Below are 24,925 nucleotides of genomic sequence, written 5' to 3' on the forward strand. Positions count from 1 at the left end.
CCATGACCACTCATAACCACCCCATCGTCTCCATCATCACGGTGGTGTTCAACGGCGCCAAAACACTGCGAGCCACGATGGACAGCATCGTCCCGCATCTGAGTGACGAAGTGGAATACATCGTCATTGATGGGGGTTCGACCGATGGCACTCAGGACATCATCGCGGAATACGCAGGCCACCTGGCCTATTGGGTCAGCGAGCGGGACAGAGGCATCTACGATGCAATGAACAAGGGAAAAAAAATGGCAAGTGGCCGCTTCTTGCTTCACATAAATGTGGGCGATCGCTTGATTCATATTCCGATCTCAACACTTGCCTCCATGCCCACCAATGTCGTCTGCGTAGCAGGGCGAGTGCATAGAACCAAAACAGGCACTTTTTCCCCGTCCAACGGATTCAGCCTAAATTATCACAACACCTTGCACCATCAAGGTTGCTTTTATTCCAAACAACACTCGCCTGATTACAACACCACATACAGAGTATTTGCCGATTTTGATGTCAATCAAAAAATTTCATCAGATTACAGAAAAATCGCAATAACCAACGAAATTATCGCCTCGCACGAAGAGGATGGGATTTCAAACAACCCAAAATACTTTCGAGAAGTATACGAAATAGTAAAAAAAAACCGGGGTTGGATTTGGTTGACAGCATGCTGGCTTCATTTCAAATGGCAAGGCCTAAAGGCAAAAACGAGATCATATGCAAAATGAAATACTAGCACTAATCATCGTTTACGGCCAAATACCAGTCGAAACAACCTCGTATAAAACATTAGCAGCCACACGAAAAACCTCAGCAAAAGTACGCCTATTGATCTGGGATAACTCACCGGAACCACATCATACAAATGAGTCCTTTGCATTAAACTTCGAACAGGCGACCTATATATCCACACCAGAGAATTTTGGTCTTTCAACCATCTATAACAAAGTCATAAAAAAGCATCTACATCACACGGAGTTCCTGCTGCTTCTAGATCAAGATTCAGAAATTCCCAGTGATTTTTTCGAGCACTTTTCTCGACACTCAAGCCAACATCCAGAAATAGACTTATTCCTGCCAACCATAAGAGCAAACGGACGTTTTGTCAGTCCATTACCTTACTTCTATGGCTGGGGAAGATACTGGATGACACCCCGCAAGGGCATCCAATCCAGCAAGTTTCGCTGCGCAATCAACAGCGGGATGATGATATCCGGAAAATACCTAAAAGGCGACTTTTCTGGCTACGACGAACGCCTGCGATTTTACGGAACAGACACCCAGTTCATGGTTACATATGCGAGGAGCCGAAAGGAGTTTTTCATTATGGACACAACAATTGATCACGACTTAAGCTTCTTCGGAGCAACCAGCAAGAACAAGGCCTCCAAGTTTCTTGAGATGAAAAGCGCATATACATGGATTTACGAGAAACACCCATACTATCAACGCGCCCTAAACATCATCGTAATGAGCATAGTTTCTATTATCTACGCGCTCAAACACAAATCCCTATCTTTCTTAAATAAACAATAGAAGCCGCCGGATGAGCGCCAGATGTTAGAAATTAATATCACGACTGCAGTTTTAACTTTTATTATCGCCTTATTTATACAGGCGCATGTGACTCGCAGACATTTATCTGGCATCCTCGATCCGCTTACATACTTTATCGTTACATCGTCCTTCGCTGTAACGCTGGCAGCAACTTTGGTAAATGACGCCTACATCTTTTCACGCGTTGCAATTTACCTGTTTTTTTTCTGGCTCGGATTTTTCATCACATCCCCTTCGTCTAAGAATCGAGACACCACAAAGACAGAGCATCGCATCCGCAAAGATGCATCATTTTCCATCATCATAACAACCGGAGTGCTGCTTGTTATCACTGCAAACATATTCGCATGGCAACGAGCAGGAGTTCCGCTTTTTTCCATTGACCCGTCGCTGCAAAAATCTGAGTCTTTGAAAGATGGCCTAGGAATCGTTCGCCGCCTCAACTGGGGGCTGGGAACATTTCTATTCATGGGCTCAGTATTCTGGATACTATTCAATCAAAGCAAAATTGCAGTTACATACCTAACTTCATTAGCATTAGTTGCAATATTAAACGGCAGCAAATCTGCACTGCTACCAATAGTTTTTGCAATTGGTTTATTCTTAAAAAATCCATTCCTGAACAACAAGCTCAACTCCATCAAGGAGCATACACGGAGCCTATCTCGTTACACATTGATCATTGCCGCAGTCCCCGTCTTAGCCGTTTTTCTTATTGAGTCAGATGACATAACTGAAGCAGCCATTGCGCTGGGAACTCGGCTGCTATATTTTGGTGACGCACTACTGTACTGGAGTGATTCTGAGTTAAGACAGCACTTCAAATCAATTCACCCCCCACACAGCTATCCAATGCACCTTTTTGGCGGGATACTTGGTGCCACAAGATTAGTGCCGTACTCCGCACCGATAGGAAATGATTTCGTTCAGTTCTCACTAAGAGTCGGCCAAGAGCTCTCTGACTCTCTCGGCCCCAATGTACCCTTCTATGTAAAAGGCGAAATATTCTTTGGAACAGTCTTTGCCGCAGCTTATTCGACCATTATTGGCATGGCGATCGCGTTCTTCCGCAGAATATTTTCTCAAAGAGAATATTCGAATCTTACGTCCTACACCATTGCTGCCACACTGGCTGGTCTATCAATGACGCTACCAGTAGAGGATTCACTAATGATCAATCGGATCTTCGATTTCGCCCTGTTCCTCACACCTACAATAATCTTTTCCCGGATCCTCATCTGGTCTACTCGAAGGCTAACACCTAATAGCAATGACTATTCTTAGCACATATGGACTACTCGGTAGTATTCGACTTGTAAAGGATCTTGCACTCACCAAAGCACTCCACCCAAAATCGCGGCTTATTCGTCGCCCCGTTTACATTAGGGGGAGAAAGTTCATTAAGTTGGGCAAAGGCTTGACATGCGGACCGGGATTACGACTTGATGCATTCCCAATTGAGCCCAACAAAGTTATTCTATCCATTGGAGACTCTGTTCAAGTCAATGATTATGTTCACATTGCCGCTGCCGTTCACGTCTCAATTGGCGAAAACACTTTAATTGCAAGTCGCGTCTTCATCTCAGACCACAATCACGGTCGTTTTGATGGAAATGCGCTGAAAGACGGTCCAGACACGCCACCAGTTCAGCGTCCGCTGCACGCAAAGCCCGTGCGCATTGGCAAGAATGTCTGGATTGGAGAGTCGGTATGTGTGCTACCGGGCGTGACCATTGGTGACGGTGCGGTGATCGGGGCCGGTTCTGTGGTGACGAGGGACATCCCGGCGCGGTGTGTGGCAGCAGGCAATCCGGCCAGGGTGATACGCAAATGGGACACCAACACCCACGAATGGAAGCGGGTCTGATGCACAAGCAAAAGCATTTGGTGGTTTCCGCCGTCAACTTCAGCGAAGGTGGTCCGCTGACGGTGTTGCAGGAAAGCCTGGAGGCTGCAGCGCATTGCTTGCCTGCCGACTGGAAGATCACCGCACTGGTCCATCGCAAAGACCTGATCACGAATCCACGGATCGAGACACTGGCGTTCCCACAGTCCAAACGTTCATGGTTCACCCGCCTGTGGCTGGAGTGGGTGGCGTTTGGCCGTCTTTCGAAGTCGCTCAAGCCCGACTTGTGGCTCTCGCTGCATGACATCACACCCCGCGTCCAGGCGCGTCGCCAGGCGGTGTATTGCCACAACCCTTCGCCGTTTCACAAGCTCACTTGGCGCGATGCACGGCTGGAACCGTCTTTCGCAATGTTCAACCTGCTGTACGGTCGCTTGTATGGCGCGTTTCTTTCGCGCAACCACACCGTGGTGGTACAGCAGGCTTGGCTTCGTCAGGCGTTCAGGCACCTCTACGCACACCCCAATGTGGTGGTTGCTTACCCCACAAGCCCTGATGAAGTGGGCCGTGCGCTCCCACCGCCCCGCACCGCGGGCCCGTTCAGTGAGTCGCGCCCGCTGGTCATGCTGTACCCCGCATTGCCCCGGGTTTTCAAGAACATTGAGGTGCTGTGCGAAGCCATGAAGCGTCTTCCTCCGGCCACAAGAGGCGCCGTAGAACTGCGGCTGACCTTGAGCGGCACAGAGAACCCCTACGCACGCGACCTGCACCAACGGTTCTCATCGGTTTGTGGCATCAGGTTCATTGGAAGGCAAACCAGGCAGCAAATGGCAGAGGCGTATCGCTCCTGTGATGTCGTGGTGTTTCCATCAAGACTGGAAACCTGGGGGCTTCCGATCACAGAGGCGAAGGCGCTGAACAAGCCGTTGCTGGTGGCCGATCTTCCATACGCACACGAAACGGTGGGGGACTGCTCTGCGGTGAGCTTTCTTCGGGCAACCGATGCCCAAGCGTGGGCCAACGTGTTTGAACAGATTGCGTGTGGTCAGCACGCGTTCGGAAGACAGACCCGCACTGCCCCCGAGGCCCCATTCGCCGCAGACTGGCCACAGCTGTGGCACTTGCTTACCCAAGGCCTTTGAATGAATCTCTCCGCCTCTTTGGTTTTGTTCCACAACGACCCGACCCAATACGGGCAGGCCATGCGGTGTTTTCTCGAAGGTTGCGACGGCGTCCTGTATGTGGTGGACAACTCCATGGTCCCGCTACAACACGAGCTGTTTGCACACCCGCGTGTTCGCTATGTTCACGCAGGGGACAACCTCGGCTTCGGCAAGGCCCACAACCGTGCAATTGCGATGGCGGCTGGCACATCCGACGCGCACCTGCTACTGAACCCCGACATTTCATTTGAGCCTCATGTACTGCCTGAACTTGGACGGTTCCTGAAGGCGAATCAAGAAGTTGGCGCCGTGATGCCGCGAATCACCTACCCAGATGGCAGTCTGCAGCGCCTGTGCAAGCTGCTGCCCACACCGGTCGATCTGATTCTTCGACGTTTCATCCCGTCTGAACGGATCAAGGCAAAGATTAACCAGCGTTACGAGATGCACGGTCTCACGCAGGACAGGCCATCTCGCGTGCCTACGCTGTCGGGTTGTTTTTTGCTGATCCGAAGTGATCTGTTGCACCGCATGGGCGGTTTTGACGAACGCTTCTTCATGTACATGGAAGACGTGGACTTGGTTCGCCGCATCGGCGACGTGGCCGAAACCGTTTATCTGCCTTCGGTTCAAGTGGTGCATGCCTATGCAAAGGGCTCCTACCGCAACCGAAAACTGCTTGGATACCACCTGCGCTCAGCTGTCTTGTACTTTTCCAAATGGGGTTGGTGGCTGGACCGTACGCGACGCGAACGCAATCGCAAAGCGCTTCGGTTGGTGCAGTCGGGCACACAAGCGGCGGCAAAGCATGCAGCCCCTTGAGAGATAGCGCTTTTCGGCCGAGGCCTGTTTGGACATTGCATGACTTCACTTTTTCGCGACTTCATGACATAGCCACTGGCGTGGGTGGCGCTGATGATGCTGTGCGCGTTGTGGCATTCAGCGCGTCCGGATGTCAAAGGGGTACGGTATTGGTTGGGAGGCGCTCTGTTGTTACTGGTGCTGGTCGGTTGGCTCCCACTGCCTCAGCATGTCATGCACGAACTCGAGAAATCTCATTAAGCAAATACACGAGCGCTGGTCGACTATGCTGGCGTATTGGTCCTGGGCGGATCGTTTTCACCTGATTCGGTGCAATCTGGGCGCTCTTCGGCGCAACTGAATTCGAATGCCGAGCGGTTGACACAAACCGTTGCACTGGCATGGTCCAACCCGGAACTGCGCATGGTCTTCACGGGAGGATGCGCGGGCCCGGATGGCTGCTGGCCCGAAGCTGACATGGCTCGAGAGTTTTTCAAGGATATGGGGCTTGCCCCAGATCGCTTCGAGTTCGAAGGAACGTCACGAAACACATTCGAGAACGCCCGCAACACGACACAACTGGAGGGAGTTGACCGATCTAAGCCATGGCTGTTGCTCACGTCGGCATGGCACATGCGACGCGCATTGGCCACTTTCCGAGCGCAAGGCTGGAATGTCACACCGCTGCCGGTCGACTTCCTGGGCGCGCGCCATCCGAACTGGTCCAGCTATTCTCTGGTACGCGGCGCTGAATACTGGCATCTTCTCCTTCACGAGTGGTTGGGCATGTTCGCCTACCGCGTTGCGGACAAAGCGTAACCCGTCCTGTATGTCGCGACCTCCAAGCATTCTTTTCGATCATGAGAATCCTCCTCACCGGTGCCGCCGGCTTTATCGGCATGCATGTGGCCCAGTTGCTCGTTGCGCGCGGCGATGAAGTGCTGGGCCTGGACAACCTGAACGACTACTACGACCCGGCGCTCAAGCAGGCGCGGCTGGCGCAGCTGCTGTCGCTGCCGGGTTTTCGGTTTGTGCAGGCCGATGTGGCCGACCATGCGGCGCTGGACGCACTGTTTGCGGCCGAACGCTTCACGCACGTGGTGCACCTGGCGGCACAAGCGGGGGTGCGCTATTCGCTGCAGAACCCGCGGGCCTATGTGCAAAGCAACCTGGTGGGCTTTGGCAACGTGCTGGAGGCCTGCCGCCAACACAAGGTGCAGCACCTCGTGTACGCCAGTTCCAGCAGTGTGTACGGCGCCAACCGCGAGATGCCGTTTTCGGTGACGCACAACGTGGACCACCCGGTGAGCCTGTACGCGGCCAGCAAAAAGGCCAATGAATTGATGGCGCATTCGTACAGCCACCTGTTCGACCTGCCCACCACGGGGCTGCGCTATTTCACGGTGTATGGCCCCTGGGGCCGGCCGGACATGGCGCCCTGGCTGTTCACCAGCGCGATTCTGGACGGGCGGCCGATCGATGTGTTCAACCATGGCCACATGCGACGCGACTTCACCTACGTGGACGACATTGCCGAGGGCACGGTGCGCGCGCTGGACCACCTGCCCCAGCGCAGACCGCGTCCGGCCGAGGGCAACCTGCAACCGGGTAGCAGCGACGCGCCTTACCGCGTCTACAACATCGGCAACCACCAGCCGGTGGCGCTGATGGACTTCATTGGCACGCTGGAGCAGGCACTGGGCCGCGAGGCGGTGAAGAACTTCAAACCCATGCAGCCGGGCGATGTGGAGGCCACCTACGCCGACACCGAGGCCTTGCGCCGCGACGTGGGCTTTGAGCCGCGCACGCCGCTGGCCGAAGGCTTGGCGCGCTGGGCAGACTGGTACCGAGCCTACAAGGGCATCTGAACCCGCATCTGGCAGCTGCTCGCAGTTCGCTCAGCGCAGCTGCACACCAGCTCCCGCGGCCGCTTTGTAAAACCCCTGCCCGATGCTCACGCCAAACTGCTTGGCCAGGCGCAGGCCGACGTTTTCGCGCTGGGTGTAGTCGACGATGTCTTCGGCCTTGACCACTTCGCGGGCGACGTGGTCGAGGTTGCCCAGGCCGTCGGCCAGGCCCATGGCCACGGCTTGCTGGCCGTTCCAGACCAGGCCGCTGAAGGTGTCGGGCGTTTCTTTCAGCCGGGTGCCGCGGCCCTTTTTGACCACGGTGATGAACTGGGTGTGGATCTCCCCCAGCATGGCCTGGATGTAGGCCTTCTGCGTTTCGTCCTGCGGGCTGAAGGGGTCGAGCATGGCTTTGTTGGCGCCGGCGGTCATCAGGCGGCGTTCCACGCCCAGCTTGTCCATCAGGCCGGTGAAGCCGAAGCCGTCCATGAGCACGCCGATGCTGCCGACCAGGCTGGCCTTGTCGACGTAGATGTCGTCGGCTGCGGCGGCGATGTAGTAGGCCGCCGAGGCGCAGGTTTCTTCGACCACGGCGTACACCTTCTTGCCGTGCAGGGCTTTGAGGCGGGTGATTTCGTCGTTGATGATGCCGGCCTGCACCGGGCTGCCGCCGGGGGAGTCGATCAGCAGCACCACGGCCTGGGCGCCCTCGTCTTCAAACGCGCTGTGCAGCGAGGCGACCACGTTCTCGGCGCTGGCCTCGGCGCCGGAGGCGATCTCGCCCTTGATGTCGATCACCGCGGTGTGCGGCGTGCTGACCGAGGCGTTCATGTTCTCGGCGTTGTAGATAAACCAGGCCACGGCGCCGAACACGCCCAGCCACAGCAGCCGGCTGAACAGGCGCCAGCGGCGCGCGGCCTGCTGTTCCTTGAGCTGGGCGAACAGCAGCTTTTCGATGGTGGCGCGTTCCCAGCCGGCGTTGGGGCTGCCGGTGTGGCCGCTGTTGCCGGGTGGGCTGTTGAAGTCGTCGTTCATGGGGTGGGTGGGCGCGAGGCGCTCAGAAGGACACGGGTTTGAGCAGGTATTGTGACTGCCAGTGCACGACACCATCGTGTTCGACGAGGCCGATCTTGATCAGGCCGCCCTTGCAGGGGCCGCCCCTGCACTGGCCGGTGTCGGGCTCGTAGTGGGCGCCATGCGTGGCGCACAGCAACCAGCGGCCGCTGTCGTCAAAAAAATGGTCGGGGCGCCAGTCCATCTCCATCGCCACGTGGGTGCAGCGGTTCAGGTAGGCGTGCACCTGGCCCTGGTAGCGGATGGCGAAGGCCCGGCAGGTCTGGCCGCCGTAGACGACGTCAAAGCCGACGGCCACGCCGCCGTTGACCAGGTCGGTGCTGTTGCAGAGCGGGATGAGCGGATCGTCGGGCTGGGCGTCCATGGCGTCTTGCGTTGACGGATCAGGCGTGGGCGTTGAGCCAGTGGTGCAGGTCGTGCACCGAATGCGCGATGTGCAGCGGGCCCAGCGCGTGGAAGGCGTCGGGCTCGTGCGCGCCGTAGCTCACGCCCACGCTGGCGCAGCCGGCGTTGACGGCCATCTGCAGGTCGTGCGTGGTATCGCCGATCATGAGCGTGCGCTCGGGCGCGACGCCGAACTCGCGCATGAGTTCGTGCAGCATGAGCGGGCTGGGTTTGCCGGCGGTTTCGTCGGCGGTGCGCGAACTGTCGAACACGCCCTTGAGCTCCACCGTCTGCAGGGCTTCGTCGAGCCCGCGGCGGCTTTTGCCGGTGGCCACCGTGAGCCAGTGGTGCCGGGCCTTGAGGTCGGCCAGCATGGGCAGCACGCCGTCAAACAGGCTGATGTCGTGCTGGTGCGCGACGTAGTGGTGCTTGTAGCGTTCGCCCAGCTGGGGGTATCGCTCGGGCGGCACGTCGGGCGCGGCGTGGGCCAGCGCCTGCATCAGCCCCATGCCGATGACGTAGCTGGCCGCTGCGTCGGTGGGCACGGTGCCGCCCACATCGGCCACCGCCGCCTGGATGCAGCGCGTGATGATGGCCGTGGAGTCGAACAGGGTGCCGTCCCAGTCGAAGGCGATGAGGTCGAATTGGCGTGGGCGCATGGGCGGGCGGGAAGGGGAGGACGCCGGATTATCGGCAGTCCGCCAAGGCACCTGAGGGTGCGGGGTCAGGCCAGCAGCGCTTGGGCATGGTGGCGCAGGTGGTCGTCGATGAAGCTGCTGATGAAGTAGTAGCCGTGGTCGTAGCCGGCGTGGCGGCGCAGGGTCAGCGGCTGGCCGGCCTGCGCGCAGGCGGCTTCGAAGGCTTCGGGGTGGAGCTGCTCGACCAGGAATTTGTCGGCCAGGCCCTGGTCGATGAGGATGCCCCCGGGGAACGGCGCCGCGGTTTGTGCGGCCATGAGCAGGCTGGCGTCGTGCGCCTTCCACGCGGTTTCGTCCTGCCCCAGGTAGCCCAGGAAGGCCTTGTGGCCCCAGGGGCACTGGGTCGGCGCGCAGATCGGCGCAAACGCCGAGAGGCTGCGGAACACGCCGGGGTGGCGCAGCGCCAGGGTGAGCGCGCCGTGGCCGCCCATCGAATGGCCGGTGATGCCCAGACGCTGGCCATCGAGCCCGAATTCGGCCACCACGCCGGGGATCAGGTCCTGCAGCAGGTAACTTTCCATCTGCCAGTGGCCGGCCCAGGGGTGTTCGGTGGCGTCGAGGTAGAAGCCGGCGCCGACGCCGAAGTCCCAGTGGTGGTCCTCGCCGTCGATGCCGCTGTTGCGCGGGCTGGTGTCGGGGAACAGCAGGGCCAGGCCCAGCTGGGCGGCCAGGCGCTGCGCGCCGGCCTTCATGGTGGCCGTTTCTTCGGTGCAGGTCAGGCCGGCCAGGTAGGTCAGCAGCGGCACCTGCGCGCCGGCCAGCGCCTGCGGCGGCAGGAAGAGCGCAAAGCGCATCGGCAGGCCGATCTGGTTGACCGAGAAGTGTTTGTAGAAACGCTGCACGCCGCCAAAGCAGCCGTGTTCGCTGAGGAGTTCGAGTCGTTCGAGGGCCATGGTGGGGTTCGTTGTGGCAGGGGTGGTCAGCGGCGGATCAGGTCGAGCACCGCGTCGGCAAACGCGCGCGGCGCTTCCTGCGGAAGGTTGTGGCCGATGCCGGGCAGGATGCGGTGCTGGCGCGGGCCGGTGAAGCGGTGGGCGTGGGCGGCCGCGGGCTCCCAGGGCCGCACGCCGTCGGCCGTGCCGTCGAAGCTGATGGTGGGCACGGTGATGGGCGGCTGGGTGGCGATGCGGCGCTCCACCTCGGCCACCGCCGGGTCGCCCGGCACCAGGCCGAAGCGGTGGCGGTAGGAGTGGATGACCACGTCCACGAAATCGGGGTGGTCGAAGGCGGCGGCACTGCGTTCAAAGGTGGCGTCGTCGAAGGCCCAGGTGGGTGACCACAGCTGCCAAAGCAGGCGGCACAGCGCGCGGCGGTCCTGCGTCAGCGCGGCGCGGCCTCGCTCGCTGTGGAACAGGTACTGGTACCACAGGCGCTGCTCGTTGGCAGGCGTGTCCGGCACCATGGCACGGGCGATGTGCTGCAGGTTGTAGCTGTTGACCGTGACCAGGCCGGCGCAGCGCTCGGGCCACAGCGCGGCCACCACGCAGGCCGCGCGCCCGCCCCAGTCGTAGCCAGCCAGCACGGCACGTTGCATGCCCAGCGCGTCGAGCAGCGCGAGCAGGTCCGCACCCAGCACCGCCTGCTCGCCCGAGCGCGGCGTGGCGGCGTCGAGAAACCGCGTGCCACCGTAGCCGCGCAAGTACGGCACGACCACCCGGCAACCCGCCTGGGCCAGCATGGGCGCCACGTCCACGTAGGCATGGATGTCGTAGGGAAAGCCGTGCATCAGCAGCACGGCCGGCCCGTCGGCGGGACCGGCCATGTGGCAGGCCACGTCGAGCACGCCGGCGCGCACGCGGGTATCGGCGTTCAGCTGCGGCAGCGCCATGCTCAGAACTCGACCACCGACCGGATCGACTCGCCGCGCTTCATCAGCGCGAAGCCTTCGTTGATGTCTTCGAGCTTGAGCTTGTGGGTGATGAGGCTGTCGATATCAATCTTGCCTTCCATGTACCAGTCCACGATCCTGGGCACGTCGGTGCGGCCGCGCGCGCCGCCGAAGGCCGAACCTTCCCACTTGCGGCCGGTCACCAGCTGGAACGGGCGGGTCGAGATCTCGGCGCCGGCCTCGGCCACGCCGATGATGATGCTGCGGCCCCAGCCCTTGTGCGTGCACTCCAGTGCCTGGCGCATCACCTTCGTGTTGCCGATGCATTCGAAGCTGTAGTCGGCGCCACCGTCGGTCAACTGCACGATGGCGTCGACCACGTTTTCATGATCCTTGGGGTTGATGAAGTGCGTCATGCCGAACTTGCGGGCCATGGCCTCGCGCTCGGGGTTGAGGTCGATGCCGATGATCTTGTCGGCGCCCACCATCTTCGCGCCCTGGATCACGTTCAGGCCGATGCCGCCCAGGCCGAACACCACCACGTTGGCGCCCGCCTCCACCTTGGCGGTGAAGATCACGGCGCCGAGGCCGGTGGTGACGCCGCAGCCGATGTAGCAGACCTTGTCAAAGGGCGCGTCCTCGCGGATCTTGGCCAGCGCGATCTCGGGCACCACGGTGTGGTTGGCAAACGTGGACGTGCCCATGTAGTGCAGGATGGGCTGGCCGTCGATCGAGAAGCGCGATGTCGCGTCGGGCATCAGGCCCTTGCCCTGGGTGCCGCGGATGAGCTGGCACAGGTTGGTCTTGCGGCTCAGGCAGAACTTGCACTGGCGGCACTCGGGCGTGTAGAGCGGGATGACGTGGTCACCCTTCTTGAGCGTGGTCACGCCGGGGCCGACGTCGACCACGATGCCCGCGCCTTCATGGCCCAGGATGGCCGGGAACAGACCTTCGGGGTCCGCGCCCGAGAGCGTGTAGTAGTCGGTGTGGCAGATGCCGGTGGCCTTGATCTCGACCAGCACCTCGCCGAACTTCGGGCCCTGCAAATCGACGGTTTCGATGGTCAGGGGTTCGCCGGCTTTCCAGGCGACGGCGGCGCGCGTTTTCATGTGGGGTCTCCCGTTGGATGGAAAACCCTGAGGGTACTTCAGCGCAGAACGTTTCGCCGCCGGGCCGCCCCAAGGCGAAACAGTCCCCCTGGGGGGCAGCGACCCGCGCAGCGGTGGAGCGTGGGGGCCTAGTTCGTGGGCGCGCCGGCCTTGAACCACTGCGCAAACAGGGCCCGCTCGTCCTCGGTGAGGCCGGTGGCGTTGTTCATCGGCATGGTTTTCTGCACCACCACCTGCTGGTAGACCATCTGCGCGTTCTTCTTCAGTTCGGCCGCCGAATCCAGGCGCACGCCTTTGCTCTGCAGCGCCTCGCCATGGCACATCACACAGCGCTGCGCCACCACCGGCTGCAGCTGCGCATAGCCCACCGCTTGCGGTGCGGCCGCGGTCGCCACCGTCGCAGGCCGCAGCCAGACGATCAGCGCCAGCAGCGCGACCACGCCCACGGCGGCGTACTTCCATGGGTGCGGGTTGCGGCCGAGCTTGTGGCCGTGGCGCATGACGAAGAACTGGCGGATGGCGGCGCCCGCGAACATCATGCCGATGAGGATCAGCCAGTTCTGCGGGTGCGCGTAGGTGAAGCTGTAGTGGTTGCTGAGCATGGCAAACAGCACCGGCAGCGTGAAGTAGGTGTTGTGCACGCTGCGCTGCTTGCCGCGGATGCCGTGGATCGGGTCGACCGGCCGGCCGGCCTTCATGTCGGCCACCATGGTGCGCTGGCCGGGGATGATCCAGAAGAACACGTTGGCGCTCATCGAGGTCGCGAGCATCGCGCCCATGAGCAGAAAGGCCGCACGGCCAGCGAACATCTGCGTGGCCGCATAGGCCGCGATGCAGACCAGCAGCAACACCAGCGCGCCCACTTTGGCGTCACCGTTCTTGGTCTGCCCCAGGGTGCGGCAGATCGCGTCGTAGGCGAACCAGAACACCACCAGGAAGGCCAGCGCGGCGGCGATGGCGCCGGCCGGTGACCATTCCATGATGCGGGGGTCGATCAGGTAGACGCTGGGGCTCCAGAGGTAGGAGATGAGGAACAGCGCGAAGCCCGAGAGCCAGGTGGAATAGCTTTCCCAGTAGAACCAGTGCAGGTGCTCTGGCAGCCTGGGCGGCGCGGCCTTGAACTTGACCGGGTGGTAGAAGCCGCCGCCGTGCAGCGCCCACAGCTCGCCGCTGACGCCGTCTTTTTTGAGTTGCTCGTCTTCGGGCGGCGTGAGGCTGCTGTCGAGGAAGACGAAGTAGAAGGAAGAGCCGATCCAGGCGATGGCGACGATGACGTGCAACCAGCGCAGCAGCAGATTGGCCCAGTCGAGCAGGTAGGTTTCCATGGCACCTCAACACGTGGACGGAAAGTCCGTCAGGGTTTGCGACTCACCACCGCGGGCGCTCTGAGTCGACTGAGGGCCGCGATGAGTGGGGATGTGCCCCACCCGCTCCGCTGCGACCGAACCAAAAGTGTATACACTTTTTGCCAACATTCCAACAGCAAATATCCGGTGCGGCCCGGACCGGCGGGGTCGGTGTCAGGGCGCACCCACCGCTTCGCACAACAGCAACAGCTGCGCCACGACCGATGCGGCGATCACCTCGGGCGCCTTGTCCACGATGCCGGGCAGGCCGATCGGGCAGGTGACCTGGTCCAGCTCCGCTGCGCTGAAGCCGCGTTCGGCCAGCCGGTGCCGAAAGCTGGCCCACTTCGTCCGGCTGCCGATGAGGCCGACCCAGCGCAGGTCGGCGCGTTCGCGCTGGCGTCGCAGGCAGGCGGCCACGATGTCCAGGTCTTCGGCGTGCGAGAAGCTCATGATGAGCACATGCGCGCCTGGGACCAGATCGGCCACCGCGGCTTGCACCGGGTCCGAATGTTCGGTGTGCACCTGGTCCGGCAGATCGGGCGGAAACACCTCGTCGCGGCTGTCCACCCAATGCACCGCAAACGGCAGCGGCGCCAGTGCCTGCACCAGCGCCCGCCCCACGTGCCCCCCACCGAACAGCGCCACCGGCGTGAGGCGGGGCAGCAGCCGCTGGCGCAAGGCCGCAGCATCGGCCGCGCCCACGGGCTCGCAGCGCAGCACCAGGTGCCCCCCGCAGCACTGGCCCAGGCTGGGACCCAGGGCGACGGACTGCTCCCACGGCCGGGTGTCGCCAGCGGCCAGGCGCTGGCGGGCCTGCTGCAGCGCGGCCCATTCGAGCTGACCACCCCCGATGGTGCCCACCTGGTCCTGCGCGAACACGGCCATCCAGGTGCCCGCCTCGCGCGGCACCGAACCGCGCGTTTGCGCCACGGAGACGAGCACGGCGGGCTCAAGCGCCAGACGGTTCAGGAAGGCGTCCAGGTGGTGACTCATCTGTGGTGTGTTTGCGATAAAAACGTGTAAAAACGTAAGTGCGGTCAACAGTCGGCAGTATCCGGCGCGCATGGCATGGCACCGGATTTGAACCGCCATACACTGCATACGCTGGCGCATATGGCCGCCATCCGCAAGGGCCGGTGGCGCTGCAGGCGCCGGACGGTTCCCCCGCTTTCCAGTCTGCCACCTCTGAGAGTCGTCATGTCCCAACCGACCCCACATGCATCCCGTCCCGCCACACTGGGCGGTCTGCTGGCCGCGCTGATGGCCGCCTTGCTGGCCGCCTGTTCGACCCCGCCGCCCCCGCCGCCGGTGGCCGCACCCAAGGCCCCGCCCGCACCGCGCCCGGCCCCGCCCGCGGCCACGGCACCCGCGGTCAGCCCGCTGCCGCCGGGGACCAAGCTGTCGGCCGCCGTGTCGGCCCAGGATTACCGCAAGGACGGCGCCCGCCACATCTACGCGCAGAACGGCCACCGCATCTACAAGGGCAAGATGCCGCCGCTGCTGCAAGGCGTGGGCGTGATGCAGATGGACATCGACGGCCGCGGCCAGATCGTCTCGATGAGTTGGCTGCGCCCGCCCAGTCACTCGGGGGCTCGCGCCGAAATCGAGCGCACCGCACGCGCCGCCGCCCCCTACCCGGTGCCGCAGCGCCTGGGTCGCGTCACCTACACCGACACCTGGCTCTGGGACAAGAGCGGCCAGTTCCAGCTGGACACGCTGACCGAAGGCCAGCGGGATCGGTAGAGAAATCCCCCCTGCGCGCCTGACGGCGCTTCCTCCCTGCTGCGCGGGGGGACGGCCCCTGTGGCCGGGCAAAGCCCGTTCCACGGGGCCCCTGGATCGGGACACGCGTGCCGGAGAGACCCCGGGAGCGCAATGACTTGTTCAAAGATGCGGTGGTACCGGCTTTGCCGGGCCACTCGCATCGCACCCTGGACAGTGACGCCGCAGGCGGCGCGGGGGATCCCGTGTCAACTCCCCCGGTACGTGGAATAACTCCACGGACTCACCAGCAGCGGCACGTGGTAGTGCTGGTCGGTGTGCGCCACACCAAAGTCCAGCGCCACGCGGCTGAGAAAGTTCGGCTCGGGCAAAGCCACGCCCTTGGCCGCGAAATAGCCCTTCACGTCAAACACCAGCCGGTAGGTGCCGACCTTCAGGCTCGCGTTGTCGTACAGCAGCCCGTCCGGGTTGCGGCCGTCGTGATTGAGGGTGAAACGCTTGACCAGCGTGGCCTGCTCGCCCTCGGTGGTGTAAAGCTCAACGGCCATGCCAGCGGCCGGGCAGCCATTCATCGTGTCCAGTACGTGGGTGCTCAGGCCCATGGTGAAGTCCTTGTCAAGTTCGGTCTACCGAAAGTGTATACACTTTTTGTTTTTCTGGATATGATGATCCCATGGAAACCTCCAGCACCCACCAGATCGTCGAGTCGCTGACCCGCGCCATCGTCGAACACCGCCTGCACCCGGGCACCAAACTGGCCGAGCAGAAGCTGGCCGACCACTTCGGTGTTTCGCGCACCCTGGTGCGGCAGGCCTTGTTCCAGCTGTCGCAGAACCGGCTGATCCGGCTCGAACCCGCCCGCGGCGCCTTCGTGGCCGCGCCGTCGGTGGACGAGGCCCGCCAGGTGTTCGCGGTGCGCCGCATGCTCGAAGTCGAGATGACCCGTGCTTTCGTGCGCCAGGTCACCCCCACCAAGATCAAGGCCTTGCGCGAACACGTGGCGCAGGAAAAGCAGGCCGTGGCCAGCCAGGACGTCTCGGGCCGCACCGAGCTGCTGGGCGATTTCCACGTGCGCATGGCCGAACTGATGGGCAACCAGGTGCTGGCCGAACTCCTGAGTGAGCTGATCTCGCGCTGTGCGCTCATCACCCTCATGTACCAGAGCACCAACGCCGCCGAGCACTCCAACGAGGAGCACGCCGACATCGTCAAGGCCCTGGCGGCCAAGGACGAAACCCTGGCCGTGCGGCTGATGGACGAACACCTCCTGCACGTGGAAGAAGGCCTGACCTTCGACCGCAAGCTGCCGACCAACGACCTTTCACTTGCCCTGTCCACATGATCTACGACAGCACCGCCCCCTACCCCCGCGACCTGATCGGCTACGGCCGCGACGTGCCCCACGCCCGCTGGCCGGGCGGCGCCCGCGTGGCGGTGCAGTTCGTCCTCAACTACGAAGAAGGCGGCGAGAACTCGGTGTTGCACGGCGACGCCGGCTCCGAACAGTTCCTGTCAGAGATGTTCAACCCGGCCGCCTTCCCGGACCGGCACATCAGCATGGAAGGCATCTACGAATACGGCTCGCGCGCCGGGGTGTGGCGCATCCTGCGCGAGTTCGAGCAGCGCGGCCTGCCGCTGACCGTGTTCGGCATCGCCAGCGCGCTGCAGAAGCACCCCGAGCTGACCGCGGCCTTGAAGGAACTCGGCCATGACATCGCCTGCCATGGCCTCAAGTGGATCCACTACCAGAACGTGGACGAGGCCATCGAACGCGCCCACATGGCCGAGGCGATGCAGATCATCGAAGGCCTGACCGGCGAAAGACCACTGGGCTGGTACACCGGCCGCGACAGCCCCAACACGCGCCGCCTGGTGGCCGACTTCGGCGGCTTCGAATACGACAGCGACTACTACGGCGAAGACCTGCCGTTCTGGATGAAGGTGCGCAAGAGCGACGGCAGCGACGCGCACCAGCTCATCGTGCCCTACACGCTGGACTGCAACGACATGCGCTTTGCGCTGCCGCAGGGCTATTCGCACGCCGACCCGTTCTTCCAGTACATGAAGGACACCTTCGACGCGCTCTACGCCGAAGGCGACCCGGCCGGCCTGGACCGGCCCAAGATGATGAGCATCGGCATGCACTGCCGCCTGCTGGGCCGCCCCGGCCGCATCACCGCGCTGCAGCGCTTTCTGGACCACATCCAGTCGCACGACCGGGTGTGGGTGGCGCGCCGGCTCGACATCGCGCGGCACTGGAAGGCCACGCACCCGCTGAACCCCGCCTGAGGCCGCACACATGCCCCTGACCCTGGACCAACTCAACGCCGCGCCCCTGCCCGAGGCGCTGCAGATGCTCGACGGCCTGTACGAGCACTCGCCCTGGATCGCCGAACGCGCCCTGGCGCAGCGGCCGTTCGCCTCGCTGGCGCAGCTCAAGCACACGATGACACGCGTGCTCGACGAAGCCGGCCTCGAACCGCAGCTGGCCCTGATCCGCGCCCACCCGGAACTCGCCGGCAAGGCCATGGTGAGCCAGACGCTCACGGCCGAGTCGACCCACGAGCAGACCAAGGCGGGTCTCACGAACTGCACGCCCGAGGAGTTCGCGCTCATCCAGCGGCTCAACGCCGCCTACAACGCCCGCTTCGGTTTCCCCTTCATCCTGGCGGTGCGCGGCCCGCGCGGCACAGGCCTGACCAAGGCGCAGATCATCGAGGCCTTCGAGCGCCGCGTGCATGGCCACCCGAACTTCGAACGCGCGGAATGCCTGCGCAACATCCACCGCATCGCCGAGATCCGGCTGAACGACAAGTTCGGCTTCGAGCCGGTCGACGGGCAGCTCGTGTGGGACTGGCAAGAGAAGCTGGCCCAGCACAGCGACCCGAGCTACGCCGAACAGGGCCAGCTCACCGTCACCTACCTGACCGACGCGCACCGCGCCTGCGCCCAGCGCATCAGCCACTGGATGAAGGACTGCGGTTTCGACGAGATCGAGATCGATGCGGTGGGCAACGTGGTGGGGCGCTACCACCCGGCGGGCGCCTTTACAGCCGTTCGGGCTGAGCCTGTCGAAGCCCTCGCGAACCCTTCGACAGGCTCAGGGCGAACGGCTGGTGTTGGCGCACAAGCCAAATACCTCATCACTGGCAGCCACTACGACACCGTGCGCAACGGCGGCAAGTACGACGGGCGCCTGGGCATCTTCGTGCCCATGGCCTGCGTGCAGAAGCTGCACGCGGCCGGCCAGCGCCTGCCCTTCGGCATCGAGGTCGTGGGCTTTGCCGAAGAAGAAGGCCAGCGCTACAAGGCCACCTTCCTCGGCTCAGGGGCGCTCACCGGCCACTTCGACACGGCCTGGCTGGACCAGCAGGACGCCGACGGCATCACCATGCGCGAAGCCATGCAGCACGCCGGCCTGTGCATCGACGACATCCCCAAACTGCAGCGCGCCCCCACGAAGTACCTGGGCTTCATCGAGGTGCACATCGAACAGGGCCCGGTGCTCAACGAACTGAACCTGCCGCTGGGCATCGTCACCAGCATCAACGGCAGCGTGCGCTACCAGGGCGAAGTGATCGGCATGGCAAGCCACGCCGGCACCACGCCCATGGACCGGCGGCGCGACGCCGCAGCCGCCGTGGCCGAACTGATCCTCTACGCCGAGCAGCGCGCCGCGCAGGACGGTGACTCGGTTGCCACCGTGGGCATGCTGCAGGTGCCCAACGGCTCGATCAACGTGGTGCCGGGCGCCTGCCGGTTCAGCCTGGACATGCGCGCACCCACCAACGCACAGCGCGACGCGCTGGTGCAGGACGTGCTGGCCAAACTCGATGAGATCTGCACGCGCCGCGGCCTGCGCCACACGCTGGAAGAAACCATGCGCGCCGCCGCCGCACCCAGCGCCCCCGAATGGCAGGCGCGCTGGGAAGCCGCCACCACCGCCCTGGGTGTGCCACTGCACCGCATGCCCAGCGGCGCCGGCCACGACGCCATGAAGCTGCACGAGGTGATGCCGCAGGCCATGCTGTTCGTGCGCGGCGAGAACAGCGGCATCAGCCACAACCCGCTCGAATCCAGCACCGCCGACGACATGGACCTGGCCGTCAAGGCCTTCGACCACGTGCTGCAACAACTGTCCACCGCATCCCACTGAAAGCACACATGACCACCGCCCAACAACAACTCGACGCCTGGATCGACGCCCACTTCGACGAAGAGGTGCGGTTCCTGCAGGAACTCATCCGCGTGCCCACCGACACGCCGCCCGGCAACAACGCGCCGCACGCCGAGCGCACCGCCGAGCTGCTGGCCGACATGGGCCTGCAGGCTGAAAAACACGCCGTGCCCGAGGCCGAGGTCAAGGCCGCCGGGCTGGAGACCATCACCAACCTGATCGTGCGCCGCCGCTTCGGCGACGGCGGCCAGACCATCGCCCTCAACGCCCACGGCGACGTGGTGCCGCCCGGCGAGGGCTGGACCCACGACCCCTACGGCGGCGAGATCGTGGACGGCAAGCTCTACGGCCGTGCCGCGGCGGTGAGCAAGTGCGACATCGCGAACTTCACCTTCGCCATCCGCGCACTGGAGTCGCTGGGCGCGCCCCTGAAAGGCGGCGTGGAACTGCACGTGACCTACGACGAGGAATACGGCGGTGAGGTCGGCCCCGACTGGCTGCTCAAGAACGGCCTGACCAAGCCCGACCTGATGATCGCGGCCGGCTTCAGCTACCAGGTGGTGGTGGCGCACAACGGCTGCCTGCAGCTGGAAGTGACCGTGCACGGCGACATGGCGCACGCGGCGATTCCCGACAGCGGCACCGATGCGCTGCAGGGCGCGGTGCACATCCTGAACGCCCTGTACGCGCTCAATGCCGACTACCTGAAGGTCGCTTCGGCCGTCGAGGGCGCCAGCCACCCCTACCTCAACGTCGGCCTGATCCAGGGCGGCACCAACACCAACGTGATCCCCGGCAAGGTGGTGCTCAAGCTGGACCGCCGCATGATCCCCGAGGAAGACCCGACCGAGGTGGAAGCCGACCTGCGCCGCACCATCGCCGAGGCCGCGGCCCGCTACCAGCCGCCGCGTGGCGGAAGCGCCATCAGCGTGGACGTCAAACGCATCCTGCTGGCGCGCGCGCTCAAGCCCCTGCCCGGCAACAAACCCCTGGTCGAAGCGATCCAGAAGCACGGCCAGGCGGTGTTCGGTGAAACCATTCCCGCCGTGGGCACGCCGCTCTACACCGACGTGCGCATCTACGGCGAGCACGGCATCCCCGGCGTGATCTACGGCGCCGGCCCGCGCACGGTGCGCGAGTCGAACGCCAAACGCGCCGACGAAAACCTGGTGCTCGAAGACCTGCGCCGCGCGACCAAGGTGGTGGCGCGCACCCTGTTCGACCTGTTGAAGTGACCCCCACGCTCCGCCGCTTCGCGGGTCGCTGCCCCCCATGGGGGTGCGATTCGGCTTGGGGCGGCCCGGCACCGAATCCCTTTCTTTCGACGTGCCACAATGACCGCCCGCCCCGCCGGGCGGTTCGCACATTGGAGACACCATGACCCCCGCCGAACAAGCCCTGCGCGACGCCGCGCTCGAATACCACCGTTCGCCCAACAAGGGCAAGATCGCGGTGGTCCCGACCAAGCCCCTGTCCAACCAGCGCGACCTGTCGCTGGCCTACTCGCCGGGCGTGGCCTTCCCCTGCCTGGCCATCGAGGCCGACCCGTCGCTGGCCTCGGAATACACCTCGCGCGGCAACCTGGTCGGCGTGATCACCAACGGCACGGCCGTGCTGGGCCTGGGCGACATCGGCCCGCTGGCCTCCAAGCCGGTGATGGAGGGCAAGGGCTGCCTGTTCAAGAAGTTCGCCGGCATCGACGTGTTCGACATCGAGCTGGCCGAGCGCGACCCCGACAAGCTGGTGGACATCATCGCGGCGCTCGAACCCACGCTGGGCGGCGTGAACCTGGAAGACATCAAGGCGCCCGAGTGCTTCTACATCGAACGCAAGCTGCGCGACCGCATGAAGATTCCGGTCTTCCACGACGACCAGCACGGCACGGCCATCATCTCCAGTGCGGCGCTGATCAACGGCCTGGAACTGGTCAAGAAAGACATCGGTTCGGTCAAGGTCGCCGTCAGCGGCGCGGGTGCGGCGGCCATCGCCTGCCTGGACCTGATGGTCAACCTGGGCGTGAACATTGAAAACATCCTGGTGTGCGATTCCAAGGGCGTGATCCAGACCGAACGCGCCGACGCGCTGGCCGGCAAGCTCGACGAGTCCAAGCAGCGCTACTGCCGCACCACCGCCGCCCGATCGCTGGCCGACGCCATGAACGGCGCCGACGTGTTTCTGGGCTGTTCGGCCGCCGGCGTGGTCGATGCCGACATGGTCAAGAGCATGGGCACGATGCCCATCATCCTGGCGCTGGCCAACCCCGAACCTGAAATCCGGCCCGAAATCGCCAAGGCCGCGCGGCCGGACTGCATCATCGCCACCGGCCGTTCGGACTACCCGAACCAGGTCAACAACGTGCTGTGTTTCCCGTACATCTTCCGCGGCGCGCTCGATTGCGGCGCCACCAAGATCACGGAAGAAATGAAGATGGCCTGCGTGCGCCAGATCGCCGACCTGACCAAGGCCGAGACCAGCGACGAGGTGGCCGCCGCCTACGCCGGGCAGGAACTGGTGTTCGGCCCCGACTACATCATCCCCAAGGCCTTCGACACGCGCCTGATCCTCAAGATTGCGCCCGCCGTGGCCCAGGCCGCGGCCGATTCGGGCGTGGCCACGCGCCCCATCACCGACATGGACGCCTACCGCCAGTCGCTCTCGCGCTTCGTGACGCAGACCGGCATCCTGATGCGGCCGGTGTTCAACGCCGCCAAGGCCCTGCCCGCGAACAAGAAGCGCGTGGCCTACGCCGACGGTGAGGACGAACGCGCGCTGCGCGCCGCGCAGATGGCGATCGACGAAGGCATCGCCACACCCATCCTGATCGGCCGCCCGGCCGTGATCAACGCGCGCATCGAGAAGGCCGGCCTGCGCATCCGCCTGGGCGTGGACGTGGAGAACGTCAACCCCGAGGACGATCCGCGCTTCCGCCAGTACTGGGAGCACTACCACGGCATGATGAAGCGCAACGGCGCCACGCCCGAAGTGGCCAAGGCCGCGGTGCGCCGCTCCAACACCATCATCGGTTCGCTGATGGTCTCGCTGGGCGACGCCGATGCGCTGGTGTGTGGTCTGGTGGGCACCTACGCCACGCACCTGGAGCGCATCGACGCCATCCTGGGCAAGAAGCCCGGCGTGAGCAACTACGCCGCCGTCAACGCGCTGATGACCAACCAGGGCCCGCTGTTCATCGCCGACACCTACGTCAACGAAGACCCCAGCGCCGAGCAGCTGGCCGAGATCGCCTGGATGGCCGCGCAGGAAGTGCAGCGCTTCGGTCTGCCGCCCAAGGTGGCCTTCCTCTCGCATTCGAGCTTCGGTTCCAGCAAGCGGGCCTCGGCCAAGAAGATGCGCGCCGCCCGCGACCTGTTCGTGGCCCAGCACCCCGAGATCGAGTGCGACGGCGAGCTGCACGGCGACGCCGCGCTGCAGCCCGAGATCCGCGCCGCCTACATGGGCGACTCGACGCTGACGGGCTCGGCCAACCTGCTGATCTGCCCCAACGTGGACGCGGCCAACATCCTCTACAACGTGCTCAAGACCATCGCCAGCGGCGGCGTGACCGTGGGCCCGGTGCTGACCGGCGTGGCGCGCACCGCCTACATCCTGACGCCGGCGGCCACGGTGCGCCGCGTGCTGAACATGACGGCACTGGCCGCCGCGGCGAACGCGCGCAACTGAGCGGGCGACCGCCTCGGCCAAAAGGGACGCTTCGGCGTCCCTTTTTTTTGCGCGCCTGGCGTGCCGCCCGGCGACGAGCGGCTGGCCCAGCGGCGCACGATCAAGGGTTTCCCCGATGGGAGTCGCATAGTTTGGTGCACATAATTTGTATACAGTTTTGCATGCATAGCAAGCCTTTGCTTGCCCCACCCGAACGAGGAGACCTCCAAATGAGCAACACCGTCCACCCCGTGGATGAAGTCCTGCCCACCGGCAAACTGGCCGCGCTGGGCCTGCAACACGTGCTGGTGATGTACGCCGGCGCCGTGGCCGTGCCCCTGATCGTGGGCCGCGCCCTCAAGCTCAGCCCCGAACAGGTGGCGATGCTGATCTCGGCCGACCTGTTCTGCTGCGGCCTGGTCACGCTGATCCAGTCGCTGGGCGCGACGCAGTGGTTCGGCATCAAGCTGCCGGTGATGATGGGCGTGACCTTCGCGTCCGTCGCGCCCATGGTGGCCATGGCCAACAGCAACCCGGGCACCGAAGGGGCGGGCCTGATCTTCGGCGCCATCATCGGCGCGGGGGTCATCTCCATCCTGATCGCGCCCCTGGTCAGCCGCATGCTGCGCTTCTTCCCTCCGGTGGTCACGGGCTCGATCATCCTGGTGATCGGCATCAGCCTGATGCGCGTGGGCATCAACTGGATCTTCGGCAACCCGGTCGGCCCCACCGCGCCCGCCGTGATCAGCCCGGAACACGCGCAGTGGCTGGCCCAGGTCAGCGCCAGCGCCGGCGCACCGGGTTCGGTGCTGCCGGCGATCCCGAAGGACCTGGCGCTGGTGCCCAAACTGCCCAACCCCAAGTACGCCGACCTGGGCGGCGTGGGCATCGCCGCGCTGGTGCTGGTGTCGATCATGCTGATCGCCCGCTTCGCCAAGGGCTTCCTGGCCAACATCTCGGTGCTGCTGGGCATCGTCATCGGCGGCGTGGCCGCCACGCTCATGGGCGTGATGAACTTCGACAAGGTGGCCAAGGCGCACTGGGTGGACGTGGTGCTGCCGTTCGAGATCGCCTCCCCGGTGTTCAGCCCCATCCTCATCCTGACCATGACCCTGGTGATGATCGTGGTGATGATCGAATCGACCGGCATGTTCCTCGCGCTGGGCGAGATGACCGACCGCAAGGTGGACCGCGCCGCCCTCACCCGCGGCCTGCGCACCGACGGCCTGGGCACCCTCATCGGCGGCATTTTCAACACCTTCCCCTACACCAGCTTCTCGCAGAACGTGGGCCTGGTCGCGGTCACCGGCGTCAAGAGCCGTTTCGTCTGTGTGGCCGGCGGCGTCATCCTGATCGTGCTGGGCCTGCTGCCCAAGATGGCGGCGCTGGTCGAGTCGCTGCCCACCGTGGTGCTGGGCGGCGCCGGCCTGGTGATGTTCGGCATGGTGGCGGCCACGGGCATCCGCATCCTGGCGGGCGTGGACTTCAAGGTCAACCGCTTCAACGCCATGATCGTCGCCATCAGCATCGGCGTCGGCATGATTCCGCTGATCGCCCCCAACTTCAAACAGTGGATGCCGCACAGCATCCACCCGCTGATCGAGTCGGGCATCCTGCTGGCTTCTATCGCGGCGGTGTTGCTGAACCTCTTCTTCAACGGTGGCAAAGCGGACGAGGCGGCGGCGATCCGCGCCGCACAACAGGCCGAGGCGCACTGAACGG

The 24,925-nt window shown here is 63.6% G+C and carries 24 protein-coding genes; 15 read left to right on the forward strand and 9 right to left on the reverse strand.

Going from position 1 to position 24,925, the window contains the following annotated elements:
- Window positions 1-2 precede the first annotated feature (2 nt).
- From RMP09_RS03665 to RMP09_RS03700, 8 genes are all read left to right on the forward strand, one after another.
- Window positions 3-719, forward strand: a complete 717-nt coding sequence (locus tag RMP09_RS03665) for a glycosyltransferase (RefSeq protein ID WP_310564648.1) — start codon at window positions 3-5, stop codon at window positions 717-719.
- Entirely contained in the window at window positions 709-1,527 is an 819-nt protein-coding gene (locus RMP09_RS03670; protein ID WP_310564649.1) for a glycosyltransferase, read from the forward strand. Before RMP09_RS03665 ends, RMP09_RS03670 begins: the two co-directional genes overlap by 11 nt.
- A gap of 21 nt (window positions 1,528-1,548) precedes the next feature.
- Window positions 1,549-2,832: a hypothetical protein gene (locus RMP09_RS03675; RefSeq protein ID WP_310564650.1), complete on the forward strand. Its 1,284-nt coding sequence runs from the start codon at window positions 1,549-1,551 to the stop codon at window positions 2,830-2,832.
- Between the two features lie 121 nt (window positions 2,833-2,953).
- Window positions 2,954-3,415: a DapH/DapD/GlmU-related protein gene (locus RMP09_RS03680; RefSeq protein ID WP_310564651.1), complete on the forward strand. Its 462-nt coding sequence runs from the start codon at window positions 2,954-2,956 to the stop codon at window positions 3,413-3,415.
- Window positions 3,400-4,536 (forward strand): glycosyltransferase, encoded by a 1,137-nt coding sequence (locus RMP09_RS03685; protein WP_310564652.1) that lies wholly within the window; start codon window positions 3,400-3,402, stop codon window positions 4,534-4,536. The genes RMP09_RS03680 and RMP09_RS03685 overlap by 16 nt, the downstream gene beginning before the upstream one ends.
- Complete coding sequence (locus tag RMP09_RS03690) at window positions 4,537-5,379, forward strand: glycosyltransferase family 2 protein (RefSeq protein WP_310564653.1); 843 nt, start codon at window positions 4,537-4,539, stop codon at window positions 5,377-5,379.
- A gap of 276 nt (window positions 5,380-5,655) precedes the next feature.
- Window positions 5,656-6,177 carry a YdcF family protein gene (locus RMP09_RS03695; RefSeq protein ID WP_310564654.1) on the forward strand — a complete coding sequence of 174 codons (522 nt, stop codon included), beginning with the start codon at window positions 5,656-5,658 and terminating at the stop codon, window positions 6,175-6,177.
- A 41-nt stretch (window positions 6,178-6,218) separates the two neighbouring features.
- Window positions 6,219-7,226 (forward strand): NAD-dependent epimerase, encoded by a 1,008-nt coding sequence (locus tag RMP09_RS03700; RefSeq protein WP_310564655.1) that lies wholly within the window; start codon window positions 6,219-6,221, stop codon window positions 7,224-7,226.
- A gap of 30 nt (window positions 7,227-7,256) precedes the next feature.
- Here RMP09_RS03700 and RMP09_RS03705 read toward each other — a convergent pair whose 3' ends face one another.
- The 8 genes from RMP09_RS03705 to xdhC all read right to left on the reverse strand — a co-directional run bounded on the left by RMP09_RS03705 (window position 7,257) and on the right by xdhC (window position 14,640).
- A complete protein-coding gene (locus RMP09_RS03705; protein WP_310564656.1) occupies window positions 7,257-8,240 on the reverse strand; it encodes a S49 family peptidase in 984 nt (327 codons plus the stop codon).
- Between the two features lie 22 nt (window positions 8,241-8,262).
- Window positions 8,263-8,643, reverse strand: coding sequence for a Rieske (2Fe-2S) protein (locus RMP09_RS03710; protein ID WP_310564657.1), 381 nt, complete (start codon window positions 8,641-8,643; stop codon window positions 8,263-8,265).
- A gap of 19 nt (window positions 8,644-8,662) precedes the next feature.
- Entirely contained in the window at window positions 8,663-9,322 is a 660-nt protein-coding gene (locus RMP09_RS03715; protein WP_310564658.1) for an HAD-IA family hydrolase, read from the reverse strand.
- 65 nt (window positions 9,323-9,387) lie between these two features.
- A complete protein-coding gene (gene fghA, locus RMP09_RS03720; RefSeq protein WP_310564659.1) occupies window positions 9,388-10,254 on the reverse strand; it encodes an S-formylglutathione hydrolase in 867 nt (288 codons plus the stop codon).
- A 26-nt stretch (window positions 10,255-10,280) separates the two neighbouring features.
- On the reverse strand, window positions 10,281-11,189 hold the full coding sequence (locus RMP09_RS03725; RefSeq protein WP_310564660.1) for an alpha/beta hydrolase: 909 nt from the start codon (window positions 11,187-11,189) through the stop codon (window positions 10,281-10,283).
- Window positions 11,190-11,191: 2 nt separating this feature from the next.
- Window positions 11,192-12,298: an S-(hydroxymethyl)glutathione dehydrogenase/class III alcohol dehydrogenase gene (locus RMP09_RS03730; protein ID WP_310564661.1), complete on the reverse strand. Its 1,107-nt coding sequence runs from the start codon at window positions 12,296-12,298 to the stop codon at window positions 11,192-11,194.
- Between the two features lie 128 nt (window positions 12,299-12,426).
- The gene (locus tag RMP09_RS03735; RefSeq protein WP_310564662.1) at window positions 12,427-13,623 is read right to left on the reverse strand and encodes a urate hydroxylase PuuD; all 1,197 of its coding nucleotides are present in this window, start codon (window positions 13,621-13,623) and stop codon (window positions 12,427-12,429) included.
- A gap of 195 nt (window positions 13,624-13,818) precedes the next feature.
- Window positions 13,819-14,640, reverse strand: a complete 822-nt coding sequence (xdhC, locus tag RMP09_RS03740) for a xanthine dehydrogenase accessory protein XdhC (protein ID WP_310564663.1) — start codon at window positions 14,638-14,640, stop codon at window positions 13,819-13,821.
- Window positions 14,641-14,844: 204 nt separating this feature from the next.
- Between xdhC and RMP09_RS03745 the strand changes: the two genes are divergently transcribed.
- Window positions 14,845-15,390, forward strand: coding sequence for a hypothetical protein (locus tag RMP09_RS03745; protein WP_310564664.1), 546 nt, complete (start codon window positions 14,845-14,847; stop codon window positions 15,388-15,390).
- Window positions 15,391-15,617: 227 nt separating this feature from the next.
- Here RMP09_RS03745 and uraH read toward each other — a convergent pair whose 3' ends face one another.
- Window positions 15,618-15,971: a hydroxyisourate hydrolase gene (gene uraH / locus RMP09_RS03750; protein ID WP_310564665.1), complete on the reverse strand. Its 354-nt coding sequence runs from the start codon at window positions 15,969-15,971 to the stop codon at window positions 15,618-15,620.
- A gap of 71 nt (window positions 15,972-16,042) precedes the next feature.
- On the opposite strand from uraH, the gene RMP09_RS03755 reads away from it, so the two are divergent.
- From RMP09_RS03755 to RMP09_RS03780, 6 genes are all read left to right on the forward strand, one after another.
- The gene (locus RMP09_RS03755) at window positions 16,043-16,711 is read left to right on the forward strand and encodes a GntR family transcriptional regulator (RefSeq protein ID WP_310564666.1); all 669 of its coding nucleotides are present in this window, start codon (window positions 16,043-16,045) and stop codon (window positions 16,709-16,711) included.
- Window positions 16,708-17,658 carry an allantoinase PuuE gene (puuE, locus tag RMP09_RS03760; RefSeq protein WP_310564667.1) on the forward strand — a complete coding sequence of 317 codons (951 nt, stop codon included), beginning with the start codon at window positions 16,708-16,710 and terminating at the stop codon, window positions 17,656-17,658. Before RMP09_RS03755 ends, puuE begins: the two co-directional genes overlap by 4 nt.
- Before the next feature lie 10 nt (window positions 17,659-17,668).
- Window positions 17,669-19,525, forward strand: coding sequence for a 2-oxo-4-hydroxy-4-carboxy-5-ureidoimidazoline decarboxylase (uraD, locus tag RMP09_RS03765; RefSeq protein ID WP_310564668.1), 1,857 nt, complete (start codon window positions 17,669-17,671; stop codon window positions 19,523-19,525).
- Between the two features lie 8 nt (window positions 19,526-19,533).
- Window positions 19,534-20,781, forward strand: coding sequence for an ArgE/DapE family deacylase (locus RMP09_RS03770; RefSeq protein ID WP_310564669.1), 1,248 nt, complete (start codon window positions 19,534-19,536; stop codon window positions 20,779-20,781).
- A 142-nt stretch (window positions 20,782-20,923) separates the two neighbouring features.
- Window positions 20,924-23,224 carry an NADP-dependent malic enzyme gene (locus RMP09_RS03775; RefSeq protein ID WP_409559680.1) on the forward strand — a complete coding sequence of 767 codons (2,301 nt, stop codon included), beginning with the start codon at window positions 20,924-20,926 and terminating at the stop codon, window positions 23,222-23,224.
- A gap of 209 nt (window positions 23,225-23,433) precedes the next feature.
- A complete protein-coding gene (locus RMP09_RS03780; RefSeq protein WP_310564670.1) occupies window positions 23,434-24,921 on the forward strand; it encodes a nucleobase:cation symporter-2 family protein in 1,488 nt (495 codons plus the stop codon).
- Window positions 24,922-24,925: the final 4 nt, after the last annotated feature.

It is taken from the genome of Hydrogenophaga sp., assembly GCF_031426985.1.
In the GTDB taxonomy this organism is placed as follows: Bacteria; Pseudomonadota; Gammaproteobacteria; order Burkholderiales; family Burkholderiaceae_C; genus Hydrogenophaga.